30 protein-coding genes and 1 riboswitch are annotated in these 23,837 nt (G+C 37.8%); of the genes, 6 read left to right on the top strand and 24 right to left on the bottom strand.

Annotated elements, in window-relative coordinates; translation table 11 throughout:
• Positions 1 to 8 precede the first annotated feature (8 nt).
• The 15 genes from rpsA to HOO54_RS11105 all read right to left on the bottom strand — a co-directional run bounded on the left by rpsA (position 9) and on the right by HOO54_RS11105 (position 14,193).
• Positions 9 to 1,154, bottom strand: a complete 1,146-nt coding sequence (rpsA, locus tag HOO54_RS11175; protein WP_172295229.1) for a 30S ribosomal protein S1 — start codon at positions 1,152 to 1,154, stop codon at positions 9 to 11.
• A 204-nt stretch (positions 1,155 to 1,358) separates the two neighbouring features.
• A complete protein-coding gene (gene cmk, locus HOO54_RS11170) occupies positions 1,359 to 2,039 on the bottom strand; it encodes a (d)CMP kinase (RefSeq protein ID WP_172295227.1) in 681 nt (226 codons plus the stop codon).
• A 76-nt stretch (positions 2,040 to 2,115) separates the two neighbouring features.
• Positions 2,116 to 2,292 (bottom strand): YpfB family protein, encoded by a 177-nt coding sequence (locus tag HOO54_RS11165; protein WP_172295225.1) that lies wholly within the window; start codon positions 2,290 to 2,292, stop codon positions 2,116 to 2,118.
• Between the two features lie 118 nt (positions 2,293 to 2,410).
• A complete protein-coding gene (gene ypeB / locus HOO54_RS11160; protein ID WP_172295223.1) occupies positions 2,411 to 3,760 on the bottom strand; it encodes a germination protein YpeB in 1,350 nt (449 codons plus the stop codon).
• A gap of 16 nt (positions 3,761 to 3,776) precedes the next feature.
• On the bottom strand, positions 3,777 to 4,805 hold the full coding sequence (gene sleB, locus HOO54_RS11155; RefSeq protein ID WP_172295221.1) for a spore cortex-lytic enzyme: 1,029 nt from the start codon (positions 4,803 to 4,805) through the stop codon (positions 3,777 to 3,779).
• Positions 4,806 to 5,219: 414 nt separating this feature from the next.
• Entirely contained in the window at positions 5,220 to 5,888 is a 669-nt protein-coding gene (gene prsW / locus HOO54_RS11150; protein WP_172295219.1) for a glutamic-type intramembrane protease PrsW, read from the bottom strand.
• Between the two features lie 217 nt (positions 5,889 to 6,105).
• The gene (locus HOO54_RS11145; RefSeq protein ID WP_172295217.1) at positions 6,106 to 7,074 is read right to left on the bottom strand and encodes a YpdA family putative bacillithiol disulfide reductase; all 969 of its coding nucleotides are present in this window, start codon (positions 7,072 to 7,074) and stop codon (positions 6,106 to 6,108) included.
• An 88-nt stretch (positions 7,075 to 7,162) separates the two neighbouring features.
• Positions 7,163 to 8,437: a Glu/Leu/Phe/Val family dehydrogenase gene (locus HOO54_RS11140; RefSeq protein WP_172295215.1), complete on the bottom strand. Its 1,275-nt coding sequence runs from the start codon at positions 8,435 to 8,437 to the stop codon at positions 7,163 to 7,165.
• Positions 8,438 to 8,597: 160 nt separating this feature from the next.
• Positions 8,598 to 9,182 carry a genetic competence negative regulator gene (locus HOO54_RS11135; protein WP_172295213.1) on the bottom strand — a complete coding sequence of 195 codons (585 nt, stop codon included), beginning with the start codon at positions 9,180 to 9,182 and terminating at the stop codon, positions 8,598 to 8,600.
• 164 nt (positions 9,183 to 9,346) lie between these two features.
• A complete protein-coding gene (locus HOO54_RS11130; protein ID WP_172295211.1) occupies positions 9,347 to 10,126 on the bottom strand; it encodes a metallophosphoesterase in 780 nt (259 codons plus the stop codon).
• A 26-nt stretch (positions 10,127 to 10,152) separates the two neighbouring features.
• Complete coding sequence (locus tag HOO54_RS11125) at positions 10,153 to 10,596, bottom strand: YpbF family protein (RefSeq protein ID WP_172295209.1); 444 nt, start codon at positions 10,594 to 10,596, stop codon at positions 10,153 to 10,155.
• An 89-nt stretch (positions 10,597 to 10,685) separates the two neighbouring features.
• Entirely contained in the window at positions 10,686 to 11,042 is a 357-nt protein-coding gene (locus HOO54_RS11120; protein ID WP_253907656.1) for a hypothetical protein, read from the bottom strand.
• Complete coding sequence (locus tag HOO54_RS11115; protein WP_172295207.1) at positions 11,017 to 11,661, bottom strand: CPBP family intramembrane glutamic endopeptidase; 645 nt, start codon at positions 11,659 to 11,661, stop codon at positions 11,017 to 11,019. Before HOO54_RS11115 ends, HOO54_RS11120 begins: the two co-directional genes overlap by 26 nt.
• Positions 11,655 to 13,151 carry a RecQ family ATP-dependent DNA helicase gene (locus HOO54_RS11110; RefSeq protein ID WP_172295205.1) on the bottom strand — a complete coding sequence of 499 codons (1,497 nt, stop codon included), beginning with the start codon at positions 13,149 to 13,151 and terminating at the stop codon, positions 11,655 to 11,657. The genes HOO54_RS11115 and HOO54_RS11110 overlap by 7 nt, the downstream gene beginning before the upstream one ends.
• A 1-nt stretch (position 13,152) precedes the next feature.
• Complete coding sequence (locus tag HOO54_RS11105; RefSeq protein ID WP_172295203.1) at positions 13,153 to 14,193, bottom strand: YpbB family protein; 1,041 nt, start codon at positions 14,191 to 14,193, stop codon at positions 13,153 to 13,155.
• Positions 14,194 to 14,457: 264 nt separating this feature from the next.
• Here HOO54_RS11105 and HOO54_RS11100 point away from each other — a divergent pair, with 264 nt between their 5' ends.
• Positions 14,458 to 14,706, top strand: a complete 249-nt coding sequence (locus tag HOO54_RS11100) for a ferredoxin (protein ID WP_172295201.1) — start codon at positions 14,458 to 14,460, stop codon at positions 14,704 to 14,706.
• 88 nt (positions 14,707 to 14,794) lie between these two features.
• A complete protein-coding gene (locus HOO54_RS11095) occupies positions 14,795 to 15,001 on the top strand; it encodes a hypothetical protein (protein ID WP_172295199.1) in 207 nt (68 codons plus the stop codon).
• A gap of 349 nt (positions 15,002 to 15,350) precedes the next feature.
• Here the strand turns inward: HOO54_RS11095 and HOO54_RS11090 are convergent, their stop codons facing one another.
• Complete coding sequence (locus HOO54_RS11090; protein WP_172295197.1) at positions 15,351 to 15,929, bottom strand: ECF transporter S component; 579 nt, start codon at positions 15,927 to 15,929, stop codon at positions 15,351 to 15,353.
• Positions 15,930 to 16,082: 153 nt separating this feature from the next.
• A riboswitch (FMN riboswitch) is annotated at positions 16,083 to 16,214 on the bottom strand.
• A gap of 227 nt (positions 16,215 to 16,441) precedes the next feature.
• On the opposite strand from HOO54_RS11090, the gene serA reads away from it, so the two are divergent.
• On the top strand, positions 16,442 to 18,019 hold the full coding sequence (gene serA / locus HOO54_RS11085) for a phosphoglycerate dehydrogenase (RefSeq protein ID WP_172295195.1): 1,578 nt from the start codon (positions 16,442 to 16,444) through the stop codon (positions 18,017 to 18,019).
• A 162-nt stretch (positions 18,020 to 18,181) separates the two neighbouring features.
• Here the strand turns inward: serA and HOO54_RS11080 are convergent, their stop codons facing one another.
• Positions 18,182 to 18,973 (bottom strand): M15 family metallopeptidase, encoded by a 792-nt coding sequence (locus HOO54_RS11080; RefSeq protein WP_172295193.1) that lies wholly within the window; start codon positions 18,971 to 18,973, stop codon positions 18,182 to 18,184.
• 21 nt (positions 18,974 to 18,994) lie between these two features.
• Positions 18,995 to 19,693, bottom strand: a complete 699-nt coding sequence (gene deoD, locus HOO54_RS11075) for a purine-nucleoside phosphorylase (RefSeq protein ID WP_172295191.1) — start codon at positions 19,691 to 19,693, stop codon at positions 18,995 to 18,997.
• Positions 19,694 to 19,892: 199 nt separating this feature from the next.
• Here deoD and HOO54_RS11070 point away from each other — a divergent pair, with 199 nt between their 5' ends.
• Complete coding sequence (locus tag HOO54_RS11070; protein WP_172295189.1) at positions 19,893 to 20,024, top strand: hypothetical protein; 132 nt, start codon at positions 19,893 to 19,895, stop codon at positions 20,022 to 20,024.
• A 97-nt stretch (positions 20,025 to 20,121) separates the two neighbouring features.
• Here the strand turns inward: HOO54_RS11070 and HOO54_RS11065 are convergent, their stop codons facing one another.
• The 3 genes from HOO54_RS11065 to HOO54_RS11055 all read right to left on the bottom strand — a co-directional run bounded on the left by HOO54_RS11065 (position 20,122) and on the right by HOO54_RS11055 (position 21,356).
• Positions 20,122 to 20,424, bottom strand: coding sequence for a YodL domain-containing protein (locus tag HOO54_RS11065; protein ID WP_172299493.1), 303 nt, complete (start codon positions 20,422 to 20,424; stop codon positions 20,122 to 20,124).
• A 70-nt stretch (positions 20,425 to 20,494) separates the two neighbouring features.
• Positions 20,495 to 21,112, bottom strand: coding sequence for a phosphatase PAP2 family protein (locus tag HOO54_RS11060; protein WP_172295187.1), 618 nt, complete (start codon positions 21,110 to 21,112; stop codon positions 20,495 to 20,497).
• A 73-nt stretch (positions 21,113 to 21,185) separates the two neighbouring features.
• Entirely contained in the window at positions 21,186 to 21,356 is a 171-nt protein-coding gene (locus HOO54_RS11055; RefSeq protein ID WP_172295185.1) for a YozD family protein, read from the bottom strand.
• A 114-nt stretch (positions 21,357 to 21,470) separates the two neighbouring features.
• Here HOO54_RS11055 and HOO54_RS11050 point away from each other — a divergent pair, with 114 nt between their 5' ends.
• A complete protein-coding gene (locus tag HOO54_RS11050) occupies positions 21,471 to 21,608 on the top strand; it encodes a hypothetical protein (RefSeq protein ID WP_172292299.1) in 138 nt (45 codons plus the stop codon).
• Here the strand turns inward: HOO54_RS11050 and HOO54_RS11045 are convergent.
• Together HOO54_RS11045 and HOO54_RS11040 are read right to left on the bottom strand one after the other, a co-directional pair.
• Positions 21,601 to 22,284: a hypothetical protein gene (locus tag HOO54_RS11045; RefSeq protein ID WP_172295183.1), complete on the bottom strand. Its 684-nt coding sequence runs from the start codon at positions 22,282 to 22,284 to the stop codon at positions 21,601 to 21,603. The genes HOO54_RS11050 and HOO54_RS11045 overlap by 8 nt on opposite strands.
• 401 nt (positions 22,285 to 22,685) lie before the next feature.
• The gene (locus HOO54_RS11040) at positions 22,686 to 22,910 is read right to left on the bottom strand and encodes a YozE family protein (protein ID WP_172295181.1); all 225 of its coding nucleotides are present in this window, start codon (positions 22,908 to 22,910) and stop codon (positions 22,686 to 22,688) included.
• Between the two features lie 170 nt (positions 22,911 to 23,080).
• Between HOO54_RS11040 and HOO54_RS11035 the strand changes: the two genes are divergently transcribed.
• The gene (locus tag HOO54_RS11035; RefSeq protein ID WP_172295179.1) at positions 23,081 to 23,593 is read left to right on the top strand and encodes a DUF3231 family protein; all 513 of its coding nucleotides are present in this window, start codon (positions 23,081 to 23,083) and stop codon (positions 23,591 to 23,593) included.
• 80 nt (positions 23,594 to 23,673) lie between these two features.
• Here the strand turns inward: HOO54_RS11035 and HOO54_RS11030 are convergent, their stop codons facing one another.
• The gene (locus HOO54_RS11030) at positions 23,674 to 23,802 is read right to left on the bottom strand and encodes a YjcZ family sporulation protein (RefSeq protein ID WP_172295177.1); all 129 of its coding nucleotides are present in this window, start codon (positions 23,800 to 23,802) and stop codon (positions 23,674 to 23,676) included.
• Positions 23,803 to 23,837: the final 35 nt, after the last annotated feature.

Below are 23,837 nucleotides of genomic sequence, written 5' to 3'. Positions count from 1 at the left end.
TCACCAAATTATTTATATTTATTCAGTTTATCTCCAATCATTTCACCAAGCTGGAATCCGGAAGATTCTTCTTTAGCTTGATATTGGCGATAATCTTCCTGTTCAGATTTATCATTTTCTTCGAGCTCTTTCATGCTTAAAGAAATGCGTTCTTCATCTTCATTCACATCAAGAACTTTCACTTTAACATCCTGACCTTCTTCAAGCACCTCATGAGGTGTACCAATGTGCTTATTGGAGATTTGTGAAATGTGAACAAGTCCTTCAACACCTGGAAGCACTTCAACGAAAGCCCCAAAGCTTACTAAACGCTGAACCTTACCGTCTAAAATATCTCCCGATTTTACTTTTTCACCGATATTAGCCCATGGTCCAGGAAGTGTTTCCTTAATCGATAATGAAATCCGTTCATTGTCACGGTCAACGGACAGAACTTTCACTTTAACATCCTGACCTTCTTCAACAACATCAGATGGTTTTTCAACATGTGCATGTGAAAGTTGTGAAATATGGACTAGTCCATCAATCCCACCGATATCAACAAATGCACCGAAATCTGTCAGACGCTGAACTTTCCCATCAAGAACCTGTCCTGCTTCAAGTGTTTGTAAAAATTCGTGTTTTCTTTCTACCTGCTGTTGCTCAACAACTGCCCGATGAGATAAAATGACACGGTTTTTATCTCTGTCAAGCTCCACTACAATTAATGTCAGTGTTTTTCCTTTGTAGTCAGTAAATTCTTCAACAAAGTGCGCTTCCACAAGTGAAGCAGGAATAAACCCGCGCACACCAATATCAACAACAAGACCGCCTTTAACGACGTCTTTTACTTCAGCTTCAAAAACTTCTTTTGATTCGAATTTTTTCTCTAGGTCTTCCCAAGCGCGGTCTGCATCAACAGCACGTTTAGATAAAATCAAAGCATCTTCTTCAACTTTTGTGACTTTTAGCTCAAGCTCATCATTTACATTTACAACATCTGCTGCTTTTTCAACGTGAAGACTTGATAATTCACTAATTGGAATAATACCGGTTTGTTTACAGTTGGGAACGTCAACATCGACATGTTTATCCTCAACCTTAGTCACAATACCTTTCACTACATCTCCAACCTCTGGTACTTGAACATCAATTTGATTCATTTCATCTGTCATTTCAATAACCTCCTTGGTCCAAACCTACACAGCTTTTTGAAAACGGTATCCGTAAATTCAGATGACCGAATATGTATTAGAGAACCATTCAAAAATAGATATTTGAATGTTCTATAAAATGATTGATTATTACTAACTTCTAATAAAAGCCTGTATTTGTCAAGTCAAAACGTTAAATCAAAAAGGTCTTTTTTCTCGTTTTTTTTATTTTTTAACCTTTTTGTCAACCACTTGCAAAATTTTCTCAGCTACTTCTTCAATGGATAATGATGTCGTATCAATTTCCAGTGCATCATCCGCCTTTTTCAAAGGGGAGATTTCCCGCTCTGAGTCAAGCTTATCCCGTCTTCTAATTTCTTCTGCAAGCGTTTCATAATTTACATTGTACCCTTTTTTAATATTTTCTTCAAAGCGACGCTTTGCCCGCTCTTCCACTGAGGCTAGCAAGAAAATTTTCACTTCCGCACCAGGAAGAACATGGGTTCCGATATCGCGGCCATCCATCACGACTCCGCCTTTTTGGGCAAGTTGCTGTTGTCTCTTTGTCATTTCTTCACGAATGCCTCGATGTTTAGCAACAAGTGACACTTGGTTGCTCACTTCATCTGTGCGAATGGCTTCTGTTACATCTTCACCGGCAATGTAAACCTTCTGTTTTCCATCTGCGGATACTAAAAGATCAATATTTGAGTCTTTTAAAAGTGCCGTCAAACCTTGTTCATTCGCAGGATCAACACCATTTTTCAAGGCTAAATACGTAATCGCTCGATACATGGCACCTGTATCGATATAAACATAAGATTTTTTTTGGGCTACAATTTTCGCCACAGTACTTTTTCCGGCAGCTGCAGGACCGTCAATTGCAATCGATATTTTCTTTTCCATAGTTCCTCTCCTTGCTAGTCTGGTACTCCTTATTGGATTGTATCACGTTCTAAGCAAAAAAGGGGAGATTTTTGATTTACGGTTTAAATGTCTCGATCCATTCTTCAACATTCAATTTATTGACGCCTTCATACTGCACAACCTTTGACAAATAAGGTTCTGCCTGTGAAAAATGAAAAAGAAGTTGTACACCTATTAAAATCACTCCTTGAAGGATGAGAATTTTAAATAATAAGCGTTCAAAGGTTTTCATTTTATGTTCCTCCGATATGTTCACATGATATATATTCAGTATGGAAAGGTTCACTATGAAATATTCCAATATAAAAAGGAAAAGACATATCAGCGCCTTTTCCCTTTTATAGACTTTTTTATAGGTCTTTATAAATTGGTTCGACGTTTTTCATTTTCTCTATTTTCTCTTCACTTCCATCATTCGCATTGATAAACATACGGAAGGTATCGTTTTCAATCGTTCCTAATATCTCATAACATAGAACCTCGTCTGAAAGATCATTCGTAATAAGAGCAAGGCGCGTTTCCTGAACTTTCACATTCGGATTCAGACTTCTCTTTGCTTTCTCAGGAGTCAATTTAGGTTTTGGCAATTTTCTTTGCTTGTGGGAGGTCAAATAATCTTTTGCAGAGAAACCGACAATTTCTCCATCGTCAAGCGCTACCTTGATCCGGGTGCTGTCAGGATAAAGCCACACTCCATTCTGTAAAGGAACAAATGAAAATACACCGACTCCGTCGTATTGAGCACTTTCATCCATTGTTAGATTTTTTGTATCATAACCATTCTTTTTCAAAAATTGCATGGCACGATGTGATGCATCGTTTAAACTGATTTTTTCACGATTAATCTTTTTGTTTTGGATTAAATAGACAGGATACCCACCTTTTTCAGTGATGTCCATATATATATCCGCTTTTTGATCAGAATCGTGCATACTGATGCTAAAAATATCTTTCTTTGCCCTTTTACCGCTTTTCACCACTTTTATATTATAATTTTTGTCAGGAGCAAACTTCTGAGCGATCTTTCGTGCTTCTTTTTCTGTTATCTTTTTGCCTTTTAAATGTTGGAACCCTTGATTTTCTTTTTTTATACTTGTTTGTGCTACACCAAAGCCGGTCTCGGAAAATGCACTAGCACTTTTTTCAACTGTTTTAAACCCATTAATAATCGTATTATCACTTTGCTTTTGACCAGATGCTAGTGCAAGTTCAACATCCATCCATCTTAAATTATTATCAATAATAAGGTGTTGAACTTTACGAAGCTCATTTTGGATGTCATTTGCGTTTTTATACAGACGATTTAAAGAGGCATACTCTTTTTTACTTAACGGCTCTTTTTCAAGATCACGAATAGCTGTTTTATAGCTAAAGTTACCTATATTCGCTAAAAACTCTTCTGTTTTATTAAATGGCATTAATGTAAGTGGAAGCTGGCTTACATCTTGATGTGCTTCAGATGTTGTTTTCCACACTTCAGCTAAGGCAGGAGATAGTGTTTTTTTACTGTTCATTGCAAGTGTGCTGCCAATTTTATCATGTAACTTATCCACTTGATATGTTAAATCGTGAAAAGCCCTTTGATAATTATTTTCTGCATGTAATAACACAGCAGACTTCTCTTGATGTTCTTTATAACCCCAGTAGCTTGTTCCAACAATAGCGACTCCTAAAATGGCAATTAAAATTCCTCTGATCATTCATACCACCTCACTTTTATTCGCAGAAAATGTGTTTGCCAATTCTCTTAATTTGAGACCTCCCCCATATCCATTTGTTTGTGGCTGTGGCAGGGTTAAAATAATATAAAGCATTTTCAGAAGGATCCCACCCATTAATCGCATCCAAAACAGCTTTTTTCGCAGTTTTATTAGGTGTCATATAAATTTGACCGTCTGCCACTGCTGTGAATGCAAGCGGCTCGAAAATAACGCCTGCAACTGAATTAGGGAAAGTCGCGCTGTTGAGCCGGTTTAAGATAACGGCTGCAATAGCGACTTGACCGTTATACGGCTCACCACGTGCCTCACCATATACAGCCTGTGCTAAAAGGTTAATCTCATTGTTGGAAAATCCACCTGGCATGTTAGCCGCGACAGCATCTTGTCTTTTTGGTGTTCGTTTTTTCGCTGCTGTTTTCGGTGTTCGTTTTTTTGCTGTTATTTTCGGCGCTTGTTTTTTCGGCGTTGTTTTTGGCGGTTGTGCAGTCTTTGGTGTTACTTGTTTCTTCGGCTGAGCAGGACCAGCTTGCTTTTGCGTTACACCTTGCTTTGGAAGCGGCTGAGGTATTTGACGCTGCTTGGCTTCTGCTCTTCTTCTTGCTTGCTGCTGTACTCTTTTGGAAGGCTTTGTCTGATATTTTAACGGGAGACCTCCATAGTGCGTAAATTTATTTCCCTTTCTAAGCTGTTTATGCACATAATAACTGTAATATTTTGTGTGATTTATTAGATGTTTTTTAGTTTTCGGACCGACAAGACCATCTCTCTCCTTTAATCCAAACTGATGTTGAAAATTCCGAACTGACCAGTATGTTGTCCATCCATAAACACCATCAATTCTTCCATGATAATAGCCGTTGTATTGAAGTCTTGCTTGTAGTTCAATTACATCATCCCCAGTTGCCCCTCGCTGTATGATTTGTTGAGAAAAGGCAAAGCTCGTTTGACTGAATGAAAGTGATAATCCAACAGCAATGAGGGTGGAAAAAATGATAGTCAAACAGAAAGATCTTTTCGACTTCATGTTTTAAGCCTCCTCCAGCATTTTTGTATGCATATCTTGTGTAACGAGACAAATTTTATACACTCTTTCCTTTCTATTTCATCACAATAAAAAACTGGTTTTAACGTAAAAAAAAGAGGCTACCCACTGATGAGCTGCCGCTTTCATACAATTGACGATATGCAGACGCTTTTTTCGCTAAATGCCTGTAGAGAAGCAAAATAAAACGGATCGGATCAAATTATTAATGGGGAAAAATCGAGCAAACAGGACAAGGTCGCTCTCAAATGTTGGGTAATTTCTTGTAGGATGCTATTTTTCTACTTGGATATATTTGGACGATCTTACCAGTCCGGCGAGTACTGTTTTCGTGTTTAAGTCTTGAGACAGAATGGACAATGTTTGTCCTTTGTATGCCTTAGAGGTTGCCGATCTTTAAAGATGCAGCGAATTTTCATTTTCGTTTAATGAACGAGCTTTTTTAGCTTTTTGTAAACCAAACCACCAGAGAAATATCATAAACGGCAACATAAAATAGATCCAATTGTTCAAAGATAGAAGAATGTAGTCATATAGACCATGTAATATAGCGGGTAAAAAAAGTGAAAATAGCAGCCATTTTATCTGTATTTTACGATTTGAAAATCGTGATTTGCCAATATAAAAACCCATAATAACACCAAATAATGCATGGCTTGATACAGGAAGTAAAGCGCGCCCAAATGCATGCTCAACCCCATTTCCAATTAAGTATAAGACATTTTCCAGTGTGGCAAATCCTAATGATAGACTTGACCCATATACAATGCCATCATAATGTTCATCGAAATAGTCATGGTGATAAATACTGACCATTAGTAAAAACCATTTCAGAAATTCTTCTAATAGTCCAGAAGATAAAAACGACATCACAAACTTGCCAGACGAAATGTGTTCTTTTTCTAACACATATTGAATAAACATCGTCGGAAAAACCAGTAAAACCCCGAGGATAAAAAGACGAATCACCATATGAAATGGCTCTGATTCATATTTTTCTTTTAAGTAAAAATACATCAATAAGGCGATTCCAGGAGCTAAGCCTGCGGAAATAATTCCGAACATGAGGAAACCTCTTTCCTTTTCAACTGATTCTATCCTACCATAATTTGAAATGTTTTGAAATTAAAAAACGGGGGACGCCCTGAAGTAGTATGGATCAATAAAAAATGGGGAATATGCTCGCTTTCCTTGCTCCTGCGAGGTCTCGCCATTCCCCCTAATTCAAGTTGATAAAGGACTTTTTAGACAGTTCCTCATACATCCCATTTTATTATTCATTTTAAACACGTTTTTTTAGTTCTTCTGCAATCATCCCACCATGAAACCGTCCATTTTCAATAAAGATTTCATTGGCATTATTGCCTGCCACAATAACTCCAGAAATAAATATACCTTCTACATTTGTTTCCAATGTATTTGCGTTAAAAAAAGGACGGCCTGATTCAGCATCAATTTCGACCCCCATCTTTTTCAGAAAGCCGTGGTCAGGATGATAACCTGTCATCGCAAAGACAAAGTCATTTTTAATCATGATCTCTTCATTTAAAAGATTTGTATAAATTAACTGATCGTCAGTAATTTCTTTTACAATGGCACCGAACTCCATATGGATTTTTCCGTGTTTTACTAGCGAAACAAATTCGGGCAGGATCCACGGTTTGATACTATCTGAATATTGTTTCCCTCTGTACAAAACTGTGACTCGTGCACCCGCCTTCACAAGTTCCATAGCCGCATCTACACTCGAGTTTTTTCCACCGATCACGACAACATCTTTATCAAAATACGGATGGGCTTCTTTAAAATAATGAAACACCTTTGAAAGATCTTCACCAGGGATATTCATTTTATTTGGATTGTCATAGTATCCGGTTGCGACAATACAAAATGAAGCCAAATAGGTATTCTTTGAAGTTTCCACTAAAAATCGGTTTTGATCCGTTTTCTTGACCGAATGGACTTTTTCAAATGCGTTAATTCTCAAGCTTTTCCGTTTAGCGACTTCTCTATAATAGGTAAGTGCTTCATTTCTGACTGGTTTATGCCGCTCTGTAATAAAAGCCACATCTCCGATTTCCAACTTATTACTGGAACTAAAAAAGGTTTGATGAGTGGGATAATGATAAATGCTGTTTACAATATTCCCTTTTTCGATGATAAGTGCATCGATCCCCATTTGCTGCATCGCAATAGCTGTCGAAAGCCCACAGGGACCAGCCCCAATAATGATGACTTTTTCTTCTTTCATGCTCTGTTCACTCCTGTCATGTCCGGCAAATCAAAAAATCTCCTATTTAATGATAGGAGATTTTTTGCTGTGTTGCAAATGCTTAGGCTTAGATCCAACCCCTGAACCTAGAGGCTTCTGCCATCTTACGGACACCCACCATGTAGGCGGCAAGCCTCATATCAATCCTACGATTATGTGCCATTTCATAAATGTTATTAAACGACTTGATCATCATTTTTTCCAATCTTTCTTCGACTTCCTCTTCAGTCCAGTAAAAACCTTGATTATTTTGAACCCATTCAAAATAAGACACTGTGACACCACCTGCACTGGCCAATACATCAGGTACAAGGAGGATATCACGCTTAGAAAGAATTTTCGTTGCTTCAAGTGTTGTCGGACCATTAGCAGCTTCAACAACGATTTTTGCTTTTATATGATGCGCATTTTGGACAGTAATTTGGTTTTCTATCGCTGCTGGTACTAAAATATCACATTCAAGTTCCAGCAGTTCCTGATTTGTAATCGTATCATTAAAAAGTTTAGTAACGGTTCCGAAGCTGTCACGGCGATCAAGCAAATAATCAATATCAAGACCTTCAGGATCATATAGTCCGCCATACGCATCTGAAATACCAACAATCTTTGCCCCTGCATCATACATAAATTTAGCAAGGTAACTACCCGCATTTCCGAATCCTTGCACAACGACAGAAGCCCCTTCAATATCGATGCCTTTTTTCTTCGCCGCTTCTTTAATGCAGATTGTAACTCCCTTCGCAGTCGCAGATTCTCGACCATGAGAACCTCCCAGAACGAGCGGTTTGCCGGTGATAAATCCCGGAGAATTAAATTCATCGATTCTGGAATACTCATCCATCATCCATGCCATAATCTGTGAATTGGTAAAAACATCAGGAGCAGGCACATCTTTTGTTGGTCCAACAATTTGACTAATCGCTCTAACGTAACCTCTGCTTAACCGTTCTAATTCAGGAAAAGACATATCCCTTGGATCACAAATAATCCCGCCTTTTCCACCTCCATATGGAAGGTCAATGATTCCACACTTCAAACTCATCCAAATCGAAAGCGCTTTAACTTCTTTTTCTGTGACTTGCGGATGAAAGCGAATGCCGCCTTTTGTCGGCCCTACAGCATCATTGTGCTGAGCCCGATAGCCCGTAAAAATTTTTACAGTCCCATCATCCATACGAACCGGAATTTTAACCGTTAAGAAACGGATCGGTTCTTTTAATAACTCATACACTTCTTCTGGATACCCCAATTTTTCAAGCGCCTTATGTATCACCGTTTGTGTTGATTTTAAAACATCGTGTGTATTTTCTTCAGTTTGACCGGTGTTTTGATCGGCTACCATGATAAGTTTACCCCCTAAAGTCTTTCTGGCATGTTGTCCTTTCAGACATAAGTATACACCCTCACACTAAGCATGCAAAGAAAAAAACAATTTTTACATATTCTTTCTTCCACAGAAAAAAACTGCTGTAAACAGCAGCGGAAAATACTAGCACTAAATGCTACTTAAAGTATGTTTGAATCATCTGAACAGCATTTTGATTCATAATAATTTTTCCATATTCTTGAAGTCTGTGAATCGTTAAAGTCGTTGGGGAGCCGTATTCAGCTAAAATCGAAATTACACCATCAACAGAATGTGAGTCAAAATCATCCAAGCTTAAAAAATATCGATCTTCATAATGATAAACTGTTCCGCCATGAATCCCGATCCGATCGAGATTTTTAGCTAGTTCAATTAGATGTTCGAATGTTTGAAATTCATATATAATATCAACACTTTCACCAAGCTTGACTTGCATTTCTATATAATCCTCATCATAATCATGATCATCTTCATCTGAATCTTGATTTTTAGTGACAATGATGACCATTCCTTGTGCCTGAAGAGAATATACTTCCACAGCGATTGAGCCATTCACTTCAAATCCAAGCTCTGTATTCGCTTCATTCATCATATCTTTAAACAACTGCTGAACTTTGAATGAATCTTTCCAAAGGTCCTCTTTCGTCAGCCCACGGTCTGTCAGATCATCAATTGTCAAAAAGATTTTGATCTTATTATAATTTAGACGCTCAAGCCGCATATCGTTCCCTCCTGCTCTTCTTGCACACATCATATATCTTATTATATGGAGATGATGAGTCATAGGTTCTTAATTTTGATACCAGTTTACACTGTGTTTCATCGTAAGACAAGCAGAATGATGTTTTTTTATGTAAACAGTAAAAAACAGAACGATTGCTCAGGTCAGCTACTTTTAGGAACAAGTTGAATAAGATGTGTTTCAGGTCGTGCTCCAAGCCTTAATGGCAGCCTTGTCGTTCCATAGCCATTACTGATCAAATATTTAGACTGATTGATGATTCCAGTTCCACCTTTTTCGTAAAACCCAAATTTGCCAATGCGGATTTGACCGCCATGAGTATGGCCGCTTAAGATGATATCAATCCCGTCTTTATCTTCTATTTGATGATGTATCGCCGGATTGTGTGACAACAAAAGAGACAGCGCTCCCTGACGGATATCCTGTACCGCTTTTGGGTAATCATCCAATTCAAGCCTTATATCATCGACACCGATAATATTGACCACTTGCCCGTCGTGTTCATAAATAACAGATTGATTTCGAAGGGCTGTGACATGATATGTCTTAAAAATATGAGATAACAACTGCTGATCGATTTCATAATCATTGTTTCCCCATACAAAATAGATTCTCCCTAAACTTGCCAACTTTTTAATGTTTTCTTCAATTCTCGTCATTGGAACGCCTTGCTCTGCAAGATCGCCCCCGATCAACACCAAGTCCACTCCGTGGTCTTTCACTTTATCAATGATGTCATCATGAATCTTACGTCTGTGTATATCGGAAATAAAAAAGATGTTTAATGTTTTAGTCCCTGTTAAACGATCAACCGAAAAGACATTTTTTATGATGCGATCTTCCTTGGCGATGATTGACATGTTCCAAATCAATACACTCAACCCTATCAAAACTGCCATACAAAAACAGATTAAATAAATCATCTTCATTCCCCATTTTTGGACTCTAGTTATTTACTTTCAAAATACAAATTGATATCGTATTGTTGTTTCATTAACTTAAAAATAGCTTCCCTTGATTTCCATTCTTCAGGATAAGGCCATAAATCTGTGCTTTTCTGAATGATCTCACACCTTAGTTTGTGGAACTCCCCTTCTGCTTTTTCTTCTTTCTTTTTAAAATAATAAGCAGTGCTGTATGCAAACGCGGATGCCATTATTAACAACAGATAAATAGAGTCGTTTAAGACTTCTGTGACAATGCTGTTATGACCAATCCCTTGTCCGGCTAAAAATAAGCAGAACAAAAGAGCGCAAGCAAGAGCAGACATCTGCCACCTAAAAGATTGCCTCGCATAATTTTCATATTTCTGTTTTTTCTTAATTAAGGCAAGAAGCATTTGTTTTGTTGGTTCGTCCATATATTGATCTGGCTGATCAAATACACTTTTCAAAGTCCTCACACCTTGTCCCATTGATTATTATCATCATATGTTGGTGTAAGCTTAATGATACCGTGTTCCCCCTGGATTTTTGCCATTCTTTAAGCAGTTCTTGTTTTTTTAACTAGGAAGACAATTATTTGATTGTGCCAATCTGTCATTCTTTCATCTATTTCCGATGTTTTTTTTAAGTCATTCTCGTAAAACACATCATCATATTGGTGAGGATCTGATTGATCTTGATTGATCATGTACATGAACACGATAAAGACAATAATTGGAATAAAGAAAAACAAGACAGCAAGAATTGTGAATAACGGGTTTCTATTTTGAGTCTTTTTTTTCCTGTTTTTCTTTTTTTTATGATAAGACCGTCTAGAAGGAAATTCATCTCCAAGGAGCTCTAACTCTGTCTGCTCTTTTTGATCTAGATCAGTCTGAGTTTGGTCCTGTTCCAATTTCTTCCTCTTTATTCTTGACATCTCTGCCATGTAAACTCCTCCTTACGTGTTGAAAACGAATCTGACACGCAAATACAAAATCAATTAGAAAATGTGCTGTTATCGGAACCATTAAATTACCTGTCTGTTCAAAGCTCAGACCGAGCAGAAAACTGATGGATATAACCATTAAAAAAAGCAACCATTTCCCTAAATAACGAAAATGCAAAAGTGCGAAAATAATGCTACCGAGCCAAATGCCAAAATGGGTCTGAATGACCCCCCTAAACAAAACCTCTTCAGTAACTGCGATGAACAGGGTAAGAATCAAAATATGCGGATATGAACGATTTCGAAAAAGTTTCTCATTAATCCCTTCATCATCATACATATGCTTGGGGACCCATTTCATCACTGCTAGATCGATAAGTATGGCAAAAATGGCGATCGGCACACCATAAATTAGAATGTTTTGATCGAATATTTTCCAAAGTGAAAAGAACTCATCTAAATCGTGAAACAAGAACACACCGAATAAGCCTGCGAAGACAAGCATTAGCAGTTGAGAAAAATAGAGCTGTTTCAGCATTTCTCTATCTGATAGCTGATGAATGATATCAGTTTGCTTTTTTAGCATAAACAATCACGACTGGTTGCAAATATCATATCCAATTCTTCCTCCCAGACAGTTAATTGATTGATCAATGGTTGATGAACTTCTCTACTTATGTACGCTTCAAGGTTTAATCCGCAATTCGTACAGCATGCTGCCTCACGATCAAAATCAGGTTCCCAGTTCTCATTAAAATAGGCCAACAGTGCTTTTCGAAAGCAGCCTTGATCGTTTGTAAGGCGGACAAACGCTGACATTCTTTTTAATTTCAACCGGCTTCTCTCGACCATTTCTTGATGAATGTGCGTTCGACCTTCAATTCCTAAACGCTGAAATTTTGTATATAGATGCAGAAAATGACGTGCTTGTGTTTCATTTAAGCCTGTTTGCAGCAGAATCTCTTTTGCGCGTTGTTCATCATTTATATCGGTTAATTTGTCAAATATATAATAAATTTCTTCTTGATTAAGGGTTTCCATTTCAATTAATTGTTTTTGCAGCTCTTCATCACCTGGAGCTTTCAAGAGGATACTGATGCTCTGCTCACCATCTCGACCAGCTCGTCCAATTTCCTGCATGTAAGCTTCCACTGTTTGCGGAAGACTGAAATGAATGACATATCGAATATCAGTATCAACACCCATACCAAAAGCATTTGTACAACAAACGATATCAAGCTGGTGACAAATAAACTGTTGCTGAATCAAGACCCTATCTCCTGTCTCCATCCCACCATGGTAACAGTTCGTCCTCAGGCTTGTCTCCTTACTGATCCTATCAGCAAGATCTTCAGCCCATTTCCTCGTTGGGCAATAAACAAGTCCAGGTCCTTGAAGTTTGCCAACAAGTTCAACCAACCTTGCTATTTTCTGAGTAGTATGCTCCAGCTCTTCAATGTGAAGGGCAATATTCGGACGATTAACAGAATAGATCAGATAGTTTTCCTGTTTTAGCATTAATAGATTGGATATGTCCTTTAAAGTGGATGCTGTTGCTGTCGCTGTCAAGGCGAGTGTAACGGCACCACCAAACTGGGCTTTAATATGACCGAGCTTCGAATAATCAGGCCTGAAATCATGTCCCCATTGAGAAATGCAGTGTGCTTCATCAACGACAAAAAGGCTGACTTTAATCGCTTTCAGCCTATTGATGATCGGTTTAGACTGAAGTGCTTCAGGCGAAATATAAAGAAATTTGAAATGCTGCAGCTGATTTAAAATTGCTGTTTTTTCTTGATAGCTTAACATACTATTGTATGATGCAACTCTTTTTTCACCGCGCATTTTCAATTGCTGCACTTGATCTTCCATTAAAGAGAGCAATGGAGAAACAATGATCACCATTCCGCTAGACAATAAACCCGGAAGTTGGTAGCACAATGATTTTCCACCTCCAGTGGGAAGCATGGCAACGGTATCATGACCATCAAGTACACTTTGTATAATCGCTTTTTGTCCCTTTTTAAAAGAACGATAGCCAAAGTAGTCGTATAAAGTTTGCCGAATTTTATCCATATTATACCACCGCTTTCGACAGGGCCAGACGAATTTTAAAATAGCTATATCTACTGCCGAGTCCTTCTTTAATTAATCTGATTTTTCTGGTTTGATTGATTCTAGCATAATCTGTAATGGTTTTTTGCTCTTCTTCTGAAATATACGGTTCTATAGAAAAAGCAGGATCATGAATAGCGATTTCGACAATATGATCCTCAATCGTCGCTCGTTTTAAATGGCGAATTTGTGCAATTCGATCAATTGTTTTTCCTTGTTTTATAAGAAAAAGAGTCTCCTTTGTCGACTTTGTCAACCCATCTTGCAAAGGTAGACCTTCAATTAATAATTGAAAAAACGGACTTTCACTTTTTTGAACAGATTGAATAAAGTAGTGCAGAACATCCCAAAACAAAACATATATGTACCATTCATCTACACCTAGCCGTTCCGCAAGCTGTTTAAATGTCAAGCCAATTTTAACAGCTGATGTCAGAGAATGTACGAAAATAGTGGCTTGCCTCTCATCATGAAGTGCCATCAATTTTGTCTTTAGTTCGTGATGAAAATGGGCTGAGATCTCTGCAGGATCTCGTTTTTTCAGAAATTTTTTGACCCAGTTTTGAATCTGACCATCTTTTGTTATTGGTAAATAAACCTGTTTGCCATGGAGATGGTTTGAAAGAACTTGAATCAACAAAGACATTCTATCCCACATGATTTTGGCGGTTCGTTGATAATGCGCACCATGAAAATGAGCAGGCCATGGATACAGACGGAAATAAGCGGTAAGTTCCTTTTCACCGCTTTCTGTTGGAATATAGCCTCTCTTTTCAGTAATGAATGATTCTTGGATCAATCTTTGAAAACTGCTATTTAAACGATCTCTTGACAGTGATGAACAAAAACCGAAATATTTCGAAAGTGAGAATAACCTTGTGTCTTGAATCGTCTGTGAGGATTTTTTTCCTTTTAAAAGATGATACACCGCGCTTGGAGATCGCTCTCCTTGCATGCTCGAGAGGATGTCAAGCACAATCGCGTCAATATATTGAATCGCCACAACAGCACCACCTATATTCTTCCAGACATCGATATTTTCTTCTTTTTATTTTAACAGATTTTGCAGAGAAATCGATGTTTAAAGTCAGACAAAAGGGGGATGTTAGCAGTAAACCCTTTGTGAAAAGCGGGCGCTTTTAGATTTTTGAGTTGAAAAGTATGATTAACACCATTACAATAAGTAATGGGAATAGGTTTCATATCGGATAGATAGAGAGTTAAACCATTTGTTCCAACGAAGAACAACCTGGGAGGTTTTTGATTCATGGCAAAATATACAATTGTCGACAAGGATACGTGTATTGCATGCGGAGCTTGCGGTGCAGCTGCTCCTGATATTTATGACTACGATGATGAAGGAATCGCGTTTGTCACTCTTGATGATAACAAAGGTGTTGTCGAAGTACCAGACGTACTAGAAGAAGATATGATGGACGCGTTCGAAGGCTGTCCTACTGATTCGATTAAAGTAGCGGATGAACCGTTCGAAGGCGACCCGCTTAAACATGAATAGAAGGTAGCAATATCCGGTATCCATGTGCCGGATATTTTTATTTTTAGCATGCGGTGATTGGCAGCTTTATATAGGAAGGAGTGTTTGGTTGTCCGAGAAAGTTCTTTACAACAGAATTGCGAGATTCCTGCTCGAAAAGCTCGTGGATCGCCTGCGGAAAACGAGCAAATTCCGCGATTTTCATTCGCGCACACTACTTTCAATCTTAAAACTCATGCTATTATTGCTTTCAAGTGGTGATGCTATCTTAGATGATTTACACGGCGGAGGTTATGATGAACTTTCTAACCAATGACTCTCAAACGCATACTTAAACTAGCTGAGACCTATCTTTTTTCTTTTCGGTTATGTTGATACCATACCGTTTGTCAGCATAGTGTTTCACTCATTCTCATGATCACGATTTTTAATTTCTCTCGTTTTTCATATTACAGTTCCGATCCAGAAAAAACCCCAGCAAGAAAGATATGTAAATTTACTAGGTTTTTCTAGTTTAAAATTTTGTTTATTCACACTCCAATATCCATTTGTATGTTCTATATCAGAAGTGCGAGAGGTCTTTAGTTTTATAAAATAAAAAAGCTTGTAGAAAAGTGTTGGTTCTCTACAAGCTAACACTGCGAGTGTCTAATCCATCTATATATTTATTTGGCGATATGGACATGTTCTTTCAGCCATGGTTTTAACTGAAGAAAAATTGGTGTCAACACCAGTGTTACTACAAGACCTTTTATTAAATTAAACGGCAATATTCCCACAAGGATTGTCGTCTTAAGTGCGTTTGTTGATAAAGCTGGTGCATTTAAAAACCAAGTGTATGCTGGAATAAACAGAAAATAATTTAAAATACTCATGATGGTGGCCATCAATATTGTTCCCACAAAAAGTGCTGTAACAAACAATTTGATTGAGTCCATTTTCTTTACGAAAAAAGCGGTAGGTAATATAAATAAAACGCCGGCGACAAAGTTGGCGGTTTGATCAACCGGGACACCTGATGCACTTCCTGCAATAAAGTAGTTCAGCACAACTTTAATCGCTTCAACTGTAATCCCTGCACTTGGACCGTACAAAATAACAGCAAGCAATGCCGGAATATCACTAAAATCCATTTTTAAGTAAGGATAAGCTCCTAAAATCGGAAAACTCAACATCATTAAAACAAATGCAATACTGCTCAACATACTGATGTACACAAGACGCCTTACTTTTTTGTGATTCATACTGTTACTCTCTCCTTTTCGATCATATCTCACGAAAAGAGAACTGGTTCTTTCCTTGCCCTCAAGCTTAAAAGCCCCGCTTTTTTTACAAAGCGGGGCTTTTATAGCAGGACGAATAAACGTTTTAAAAAAAGTTTTTAAAACGTTTGGAACCTTCATCTTCTCCCATCCAGACTATACTGTCGGCTTCGGAATCGCACCGAATCCTGCCGAAAAACGGCTCGCGGGCTTAGAGCATAACTCATCACCGCCGGTAGGGAATTTCACCCTGCCCCGAAGATTGATCTTATTATTTTTGACATTATTATAATATAGAGATGGAGAGATGTACAGGAAAATACCGCAATTTATCCTCAGCAATTAAAATTTCCCATCATTTAAGTTAACTAAAATCCGCACATTCATAGTTTTTTCACTTTTAATTTTCGTATTTCACTCAAAATCGATTGACACCGTTAATAGAATGTGGTAAATTATCAGATATTTATGACTTTATTAGGAGGAAATCTTACATGTTTCGAGTTTTAGTATCAGATAAAATGTCTGATGATGGTCTAAAACCATTATTGGAAGCAGATTTCATTGAAATTGTTCAGAAAAATGTCGCAGAAATTGAGGATGAATTGCATACGTTTGATGCTTTATTGGTGAGAAGCGCCACCAAAGTAACCGAAGAACTGTTTAAAAAGATGACCTCTTTAAAGATCGTAGCCAGAGCTGGTGTCGGTGTTGATAACATTGATATTGATGAGGCAACAAAACACGGTGTGATTGTTGTGAACGCACCAAATGGAAATACGATCTCAACAGCTGAACATACATTTGCGATGTTTGCTGCTTTAATGAGACATATCCCGCAGGCAAATATCTCTGTAAAATCACGGGAATGGAATCGTACAGCCTATCTCGGTTCAGAGCTTTACGGAAAAACGTTGGGCATCATCGGAATGGGGAGAATCGGAAGTGAGATTGCCAGCCGTGCAAAAGCCTTTGGTATGACGGTCCATGTATTTGATCCTTTTTTGACTGAAGAAAGAGCAAATAAACTGGGAGTCAATGCTACTAGCTTTGAAGAAGTCCTGGTTTGTGCAGATATCATTACAGTCCATACCCCATTGACAAAAGAAACAAAAGGGCTGCTTAACAAAGAAACCATTTCAAAAACAAAAAAAGGTGTAAGGTTGATCAACTGTGCAAGAGGCGGAATCATTGATGAAGCGGCGCTCCTAGAAGCACTTGAAAATGGGCATGTGGCAGGAGCTGCTCTTGACGTCTTTGAAGTAGAACCTCCTGTGGATTCAAAACTGATCGATCACCCGCTTGTCATCGCCACTCCACATTTGGGAGCATCTACAAAAGAAGCACAGCTAAATGTAGCGGCACAAGTTTCTGAAGAAGTTTTGCAATTTGCGCAAGGTCTGCCTGTCATGTCCGCCATCAACCTTCCGGCTATGACAAAAGACTCTTACCAAAAAATTCAGCCTTATCATCAATTTGCAAACACAATTGGAAACCTTGTTTCTCAATGTATGAATGAGCCGGTTAAAGACGTTGCCATCCAATATGAAGGCTCCATTGCGAAGCTTGAAACATCGTTTATTACAAAAAGTCTTTTAGCTGGCTTCCTTAAACCGCGTGTTGCAACAACAGTTAATGAAGTGAACGCCGGAACAGTTGCAAAGGAACGCGGTATCAGCTTTAGTGAAAAGATTTCTTCTAATGAATCTGGATATGAAAACTGCATCTCTATTCAAGTGACAGGAGATTTATCAACTTTTACATTAAGAGCGACATACATCCCCCACTTTGGCGGACGGATTGTCTCTTTAAATGGTTTTAACATTGATTTTTATCCTTCCGGACACCTTGTGTACATTCATCATCAAGATAGACCAGGAGCAATCGGTCATGTTGGACAAATTCTTGGCGATCACCATATCAATATTGCAACAATGCAAGTGGGACGAAAAGAAAAAGGCGGCGAAGCCATCATGATGCTTTCATTTGACCGACACCTGGAAAATGAAGTGATAGATGAACTAAAAAACATCGCTGATATCGTCTCTGCAAAAGTCATCGACCTTCCATAAACCAAAACGGAACTCGAAGATAGATTTCTATCATTAGAGTTCCGTTTTTTATTACCGCTTAAGTTATTCCAAACACTCACAGGCTTTAGCCCAATTATCCACGAGCAAGTCCGTATGTCGCTAAATATAAAGCTAAGGTAATCTTTGTCTGTTTTAAATTGATTATATTTTTTTCACTTGCTTAAAATATTCTTCAAGCGTCAGATCGTGTTTTTTCATGACTTTGGCTGCTTTTTTGCCAACATAACGCAAATGCCATGGTTCATATTTGTAATGTGTAACCTTCTCTTTGTTTTTCGGATAACGGATCACAAAGCCATATTGGTAGGCATGATCTTGAACCCATTTTCCCGCCTTTGTTTTTCCAAACTCCTGAGAAAGGCTATAGCCTGCACTTTTACTAGAAATGTCCATCGCTAGCCCTGTCTGATGTTCACTTTGACCCGGAAAAGCAACGGCTTCTTTGGCTTTCTCTTCCCCTTTTTGGCTCACTTCATTTTGATAGACTGTTTTTTGCCTGTCATAAGATCTGTAACCTGATACTGCTACTAGTGAACTACCTTGTTTTTTTGCGGCTTTAAACATCTCTTCAAGCGCACTAGCCGCTTCTTTCCTGATATAACGCTTATCAATATCCTCTGCAAACGAAAAAGAAACATTAGGCACTGTCAAATCAGACGGTTTGTAGTCTCCCGGAAGTGCGTATTTTTTATTGACAAGCGCTAATATATTATTAGGATTTTGAATAGTCGGAAGTCCATCAACTTCCTTGATTTGATTAAAATATTTGTTTTCTAGCAAAAAATCTTGATCTAAACTATGTTTTTTAGCATCTTCTGTCTTTGATACGTTATTCGTATTCGTTGAATCTTTTTGATCTGTTGTTGAGCATCCTGTACCAAGCAACACGACCACACTTAACAGAGATGCTATTGATGCGTATTTGTACTTCATTAAACTCCATCCTTTTCACAACTATAAAGCGGTATCCAGCGCCAGAAGAATCATATCATTAAATGTTGTCTGCCGTTCTTCAGCAGTTGTTTCTTCTCCTGTTATAACATGATCACTAACTGTTAAAATCGACAAAGCTTTTCGGCCAAATTTGGCGGCTAATGTGTAAAGTGCGGTAGTCTCCATTTCGATTGCCAGCACGCCATGTTTAGCAAGGTTTTCTACTTGACTGTTTTCATTATAAAACTGATCAGCTGTGAACACATTACCAGCTCTTACGGCAATATTTCGCGCTGTTGCTGCATCATATGCTGCCTTTAAAAGTTCAAAATCACAACAAGGGGCAAAATCAATTGATCCAAATGCTACCCTGTTGATTTGTGAATCTGTGGAAGACGTCATCGCCAAAATGACATCTCTTACATTGACATCTTTTCTGATCGCACCGCATGATCCGACACGTATTAAATTTTTCACATCATAGCTTTTTATTAATTCATTGACATAAATAGAGATGGATGGTACACCCATACCTGTGCCTTGAACGGAAACACGCTTTCCTTTATATGTACCGGTAAATCCATACATTCCGCGAACTTCATTATAACATTCGACATCTTCTAAATATGTATCGGCAATATATTTCGCCCGAAGTGGATCTCCAGGTAGTAATACCGTTTCTGCAATTTGACCTTTTTCTGCTCCAATATGAACGCTCATGATCATTCCTCCTCACCTATACTAAATGCAAGAAATCCCTTACATTATGTATTATAAACCAACATGTACAAAAAAGAAAATTAACATCCGTTGACATTGTGTAACATTTTCACTTTCCATTTGTGACTTGCCAATCATTTTTCGAATAATTTCAGCATAGTTTAGTTATGCTATTTTTTAAGAAAGGAGGAAGATAGTTTTGGGTAAAAAACAGCGCAACAGAGTGACGGGACTGAAAAAAAACAACCACATTCCAACTAAAGATGTCCTTGCTACAGAAGAAGCACATGAAAAAGAGTTTAGCGCCAGAAAACGAAAAAACACAACATAAAAAAACTGCGAATAATCTCGCAGGAGCATAAACAGAAAGTGAGGGTTTTGAAACGTATTGTTGAACAAACCCTCCTTTTTTCATCTAGGCAACTTTTCTAGGATGTTTGTAGTAAAACACGGTTGATTTTACTCCACCCCGTTGAAAGTAGTTTATAGTAGGTTTTCCCCTTTCTTCCCTCATCAATTAGAACGATATCGCCAGTTGCAAGAAATCTTGCTTTATAATCATTCGGCACCGTGTCATAGACGTTAAAAGTAGAAAACGTACGTTTTAACACATCCTCATGGGTTCGTCCGTTTACTTCTGTTCGATAAACCAGTTCATACCCTTTGTCTTCACCAAATTGCGGTGTTTGGAAAATGGTCACATCATAAACAGATTGTTTCCTTTTCAACATTTGAAAAATTAACGACAACACGATCCCTCCTTTGTTATTAAATTAGCGTTCTTTTAAATAATCCCTTTCTCTAGTTTTGTCGAACAAATAAGAAGTTTTCGGCAATTTTCTTAAACATAAAAAAGAGCAAAAATCCGAGAGAAAAACCTCCAATAACATCTGTTAAATAATGGACACCCAAGTAAATGCGACTTCCCCCTATCAGGATGACCAGTGCAGCAGTCCAAATATAAACAGCCGTTCTATGCCTTCTAAAATAAGGCACATCCATTAAAAGATAAAAAGCAAAAAAAGCATACATACATGCAGCGTTCATCGAATGACCACTTGGAAAACTAAATGATGATTCATCAACAAGCGAAGCAAATGACGGCCGTTCTCTCGAAATCCAAATTTTTGAAGTTTCATTGAGTACTCTTTCAAGAAAAAAGAACAGGTACATATACCATACAGACACCGTTCTTTTTCGAATTAAACGGACTAGGGTTAGGGTTATGATCAACATGAACAGAAATATGACCGCACTAGATCCTAGGCTTGTCACGAAAAGAAAGAACTTTGTTAGAAGTGGATGTCTAATCGTTATCACAGCTTGGACAATATCTTGATCGATTGTTTGGACAAATGGAATTTGAATGGCCCAGGCGGTGATGATAAAAACAGCTAACAAATAAAACACAATGTTCATAAAACTGTGGCGTCCTCCTTGAGTTTGTGTTTTAAACATAAGAAGGACCGGGGGCAACTCACCTGGTCCTAGCTTAATCCTCTATATGTTCATCTATCATGTTTTTTTCAATTAGATAATCAAAGGTGATATCTGCTATTTCAAATAGCTCCTCTTCACTCGGTATGTAACCTCTTCTTGTCAACTGAAGATAAAAAAAATCAGCGATTTCTTCTGTATCTATCATAAGCTCAATTTCTTTCATTTGATCGCCTCCCTAATTCTGATGTATGAACTGGCTGTCAATTTTATAACCGGTTTGTCATAAAGGTTGTCCTCCATCATATACATGTTGTAACAACATGTGAAGGAGGAGAAGATGATGATACAGAAAACGATAGAGATGCTTGACGGAGATTGTTTTGACCTGTTGATGGATAAAGTCTTAAAAGTGATGTTTAGCTTCATTATATGCGGTTGTTTTCCTTATTTTTTGTTTTTACTCTTGTTTAACTGAAATATTCTTTCAGGCTTCCTAAAACAAACTCCATCATTTCTTTATATTCTTCATCCTGAAACATTTCATACAAAGTCTTGTAATCATTATAAATATCCAATAGCTCATCCACAATAGTCGCTGCTGCCTGATGTGCATTTATTTGCTCAACAGGATCATTTGCCAAGGGAAGAAATGTCAATTCAGCAGTGACAGGTTCATCAAGTTTTTCCTTCACTTCTCCAACATAGTGAACAAAAAGAAGCTGATGAATAAACTGATCTGTTTCATAAGCTCTGAGAACGAGTGTCAAATCATCTTCTTCTTTTTCCAGCCATTCCCCGTCTTTCATCCGGGTCAGTTCATAAATAATATCTTCCCACCCGTTATCTGCATATCTCCAGATTTCCGTTCTATAACCGGTAATTTTGAACAATTCCTTTCCATAGTCTTTAACATAAACAACATCTCCAATTAAAAATTCATATTCAATATCGAGTTTTTCCATATCAATAATGACCCCATCATAGTCTTTGTAATGCTCTAAAGATGTCTCAAAATAAAGAATTTCATTATGATTCACTTCATACAGGAAATGTTGATCAATTTTATGAACTTTTGTAACTGTTCCGACCGTTCCATACATGACAACCACTACTATATCGCCGACTTTATATTTAGGTGCGTTTGACTTCATTTTCATTCCCCCTTGCCTAAGGAATTCCGTCTTATGCTTATCGTATGCAGTAAATGATTATTTCGCATGGGCAAGGGTATTAAGCGATTATGAGTTTTTCAGAAGAAACTTTCAAGATCCTTACCGAACTTTTTCTTTTTTAAGTTCTTCATTTCAATCTTAATCACAAAATAAAGACAAATGATAAGAGCGGCTATTAATAGTACCCAGACCGGCATGAGCAAAAAAGGGGCGTATCAATAATAAGCAAATAGCGATGACAGTCAGGCTGATCAACCTAAGAAAAACAATCGGCTTTTCTCCCTCCTTGTCAAATCAATCTTCCCTTCCTGAATCAAGATTAACACATATATTAGGAATGATTAATAGCAAGGAAAAAGCCGCAGAACGATTGCCTGCAGCTATGAATGCCTTGTTTCTGTTACATATTTCTCCCAAACTTCATCAAATGTCGCCATGGATGATAAATACTCGCCATTAAGTTCAAGATAAGAACTCAACTCATCATAATCCCCAGAATTTTTAGGAAACCCATGGTCATGATAAGCATGATTAGCAAAATCACTGATCTTGTCCTTTGGTTTTGGATGGCGATATTTCATTAAATAGTGATAAAACGATTTCACGCTCCCCCTCCTGTCTTTCTTTTGTTGTTTTATTATACAACCAGTTAAAAAAAATACAAATCAAAACACAAAAGATTTGGAATAGGATTTTTCTATCCTGCGGAAACTTTAACTGTAAGCCAATAGCAAGGAGAACCATTCATGAAATGAAAATTTTTAGGAGGATGTTAATGGGTATTTTAAGTGGAAATCCAACAGAACAACCGATGCATTATGGTGAAGTATTTGGTGCGTGGGCATTTCTAACAACAACGAAGGGATTAATAGCAGGTTTTCAAACGATGTTAAACCACGCTGGTGATGAAGACTTGAAAAAATTGCTTGAGGAAGCAATCCAAGGTGGACATCAAGAGAGCAAACAAATTGAGACTTTATTAAAAGAAAATGGTATCGGTTTACCACCAACACCACCTGAACGTCCTAAAGCATGCTTAGAAGACATTCCAACCGGTGCACGCTTTCTAGATCCAGAAATAGCTGCTTCATTATCAAAAGACATCGCTGCAGGATTAGTTTCATGCAGTGTAATCATCGGTCAGTCCGTTCGAGAAGATATCGCCATGATGTTCGGACAGTTTCATGTTCAAAAAGCAACACTGGGAGCCAAAGTACTCCGCCTTAATAAAGAAAAAGGTTGGCTTATCCCGCCACCATTACACCATAGTAAAGCAGAAGAATGTTAATTCACCATTGGTAAAAAGAGTAAAGAGAAGCTCACACTATCAGTCTGAGCTTCTCTTTCAAAAGAAAGATGTTTAATTCTTTAGTAAACAAATGCCGCACCAACAATGATCAGCAAAATAAACAGCACGACAATTAATACGAAAGTGCTTCGACCTGGATAGCCATAACCATATCCGCCAGATGGACAGCAGTATTGAGGATAATGCACGGGCTTTCATCCTTTCCTATAAAATCTTTACACCA

It is taken from the genome of Bacillus sp. WMMC1349, from assembly GCF_013155385.1.
Lineage (GTDB): Bacteria > Bacillota > Bacilli > Bacillales > Bacillaceae > Bacillus.
This window is presented reverse-complemented; position numbering and strand designations above follow the sequence as displayed.

What these genes read in the sequence shown, in the direction of transcription:
- rpsA (WP_172295229.1), bottom strand. Translation starts at nt 1,154, where the DNA reads ATGACAGATGAAATGAATCAAATTGATGTTCAAGTACCAGAGGTTGGA.
- cmk (WP_172295227.1), bottom strand. Translation starts at nt 2,039, where the DNA reads ATGGAAAAGAAAATATCGATTGCAATTGACGGTCCTGCAGCTGCCGGA.
- HOO54_RS11165 (WP_172295225.1), bottom strand. Translation starts at nt 2,292, where the DNA reads ATGAAAACCTTTGAACGCTTATTATTTAAAATTCTCATCCTTCAAGGA.
- ypeB (WP_172295223.1), bottom strand. Translation starts at nt 3,760, where the DNA reads ATGATCAGAGGAATTTTAATTGCCATTTTAGGAGTCGCTATTGTTGGA.
- sleB (WP_172295221.1), bottom strand. Translation starts at nt 4,805, where the DNA reads ATGAAGTCGAAAAGATCTTTCTGTTTGACTATCATTTTTTCCACCCTC.
- prsW (WP_172295219.1), bottom strand. Translation starts at nt 5,888, where the DNA reads ATGTTCGGAATTATTTCCGCAGGCTTAGCTCCTGGAATCGCCTTATTG.
- HOO54_RS11145 (WP_172295217.1), bottom strand. Translation starts at nt 7,074, where the DNA reads ATGAAAGAAGAAAAAGTCATCATTATTGGGGCTGGTCCCTGTGGGCTT.
- HOO54_RS11140 (WP_172295215.1), bottom strand. Translation starts at nt 8,437, where the DNA reads ATGGTAGCCGATCAAAACACCGGTCAAACTGAAGAAAATACACACGAT.
- HOO54_RS11135 (WP_172295213.1), bottom strand. Translation starts at nt 9,182, where the DNA reads ATGCGGCTTGAGCGTCTAAATTATAATAAGATCAAAATCTTTTTGACA.
- HOO54_RS11130 (WP_172295211.1), bottom strand. Translation starts at nt 10,126, where the DNA reads ATGATTTATTTAATCTGTTTTTGTATGGCAGTTTTGATAGGGTTGAGT.
- HOO54_RS11115 (WP_172295207.1), bottom strand. Translation starts at nt 11,661, where the DNA reads ATGCTAAAAAAGCAAACTGATATCATTCATCAGCTATCAGATAGAGAA.
- HOO54_RS11110 (WP_172295205.1), bottom strand. Translation starts at nt 13,151, where the DNA reads ATGGATAAAATTCGGCAAACTTTATACGACTACTTTGGCTATCGTTCT.
- HOO54_RS11100 (WP_172295201.1), top strand. Translation starts at nt 14,458, where the DNA reads ATGGCAAAATATACAATTGTCGACAAGGATACGTGTATTGCATGCGGA.
- HOO54_RS11090 (WP_172295197.1), bottom strand. Translation starts at nt 15,929, where the DNA reads ATGAATCACAAAAAAGTAAGGCGTCTTGTGTACATCAGTATGTTGAGC.
- serA (WP_172295195.1), top strand. Translation starts at nt 16,442, where the DNA reads ATGTTTCGAGTTTTAGTATCAGATAAAATGTCTGATGATGGTCTAAAA.
- HOO54_RS11080 (WP_172295193.1), bottom strand. Translation starts at nt 18,973, where the DNA reads ATGAAGTACAAATACGCATCAATAGCATCTCTGTTAAGTGTGGTCGTG.
- deoD (WP_172295191.1), bottom strand. Translation starts at nt 19,693, where the DNA reads ATGAGCGTTCATATTGGAGCAGAAAAAGGTCAAATTGCAGAAACGGTA.
- HOO54_RS11065 (WP_172299493.1), bottom strand. Translation starts at nt 20,424, where the DNA reads ATGTTGAAAAGGAAACAATCTGTTTATGATGTGACCATTTTCCAAACA.
- HOO54_RS11060 (WP_172295187.1), bottom strand. Translation starts at nt 21,112, where the DNA reads ATGAACATTGTGTTTTATTTGTTAGCTGTTTTTATCATCACCGCCTGG.
- HOO54_RS11055 (WP_172295185.1), bottom strand. Translation starts at nt 21,356, where the DNA reads ATGAAAGAAATTGAGCTTATGATAGATACAGAAGAAATCGCTGATTTT.
- HOO54_RS11050 (WP_172292299.1), top strand. Translation starts at nt 21,471, where the DNA reads ATGATGATACAGAAAACGATAGAGATGCTTGACGGAGATTGTTTTGAC.
- HOO54_RS11045 (WP_172295183.1), bottom strand. Translation starts at nt 22,284, where the DNA reads ATGAAGTCAAACGCACCTAAATATAAAGTCGGCGATATAGTAGTGGTT.
- HOO54_RS11035 (WP_172295179.1), top strand. Translation starts at nt 23,081, where the DNA reads ATGGGTATTTTAAGTGGAAATCCAACAGAACAACCGATGCATTATGGT.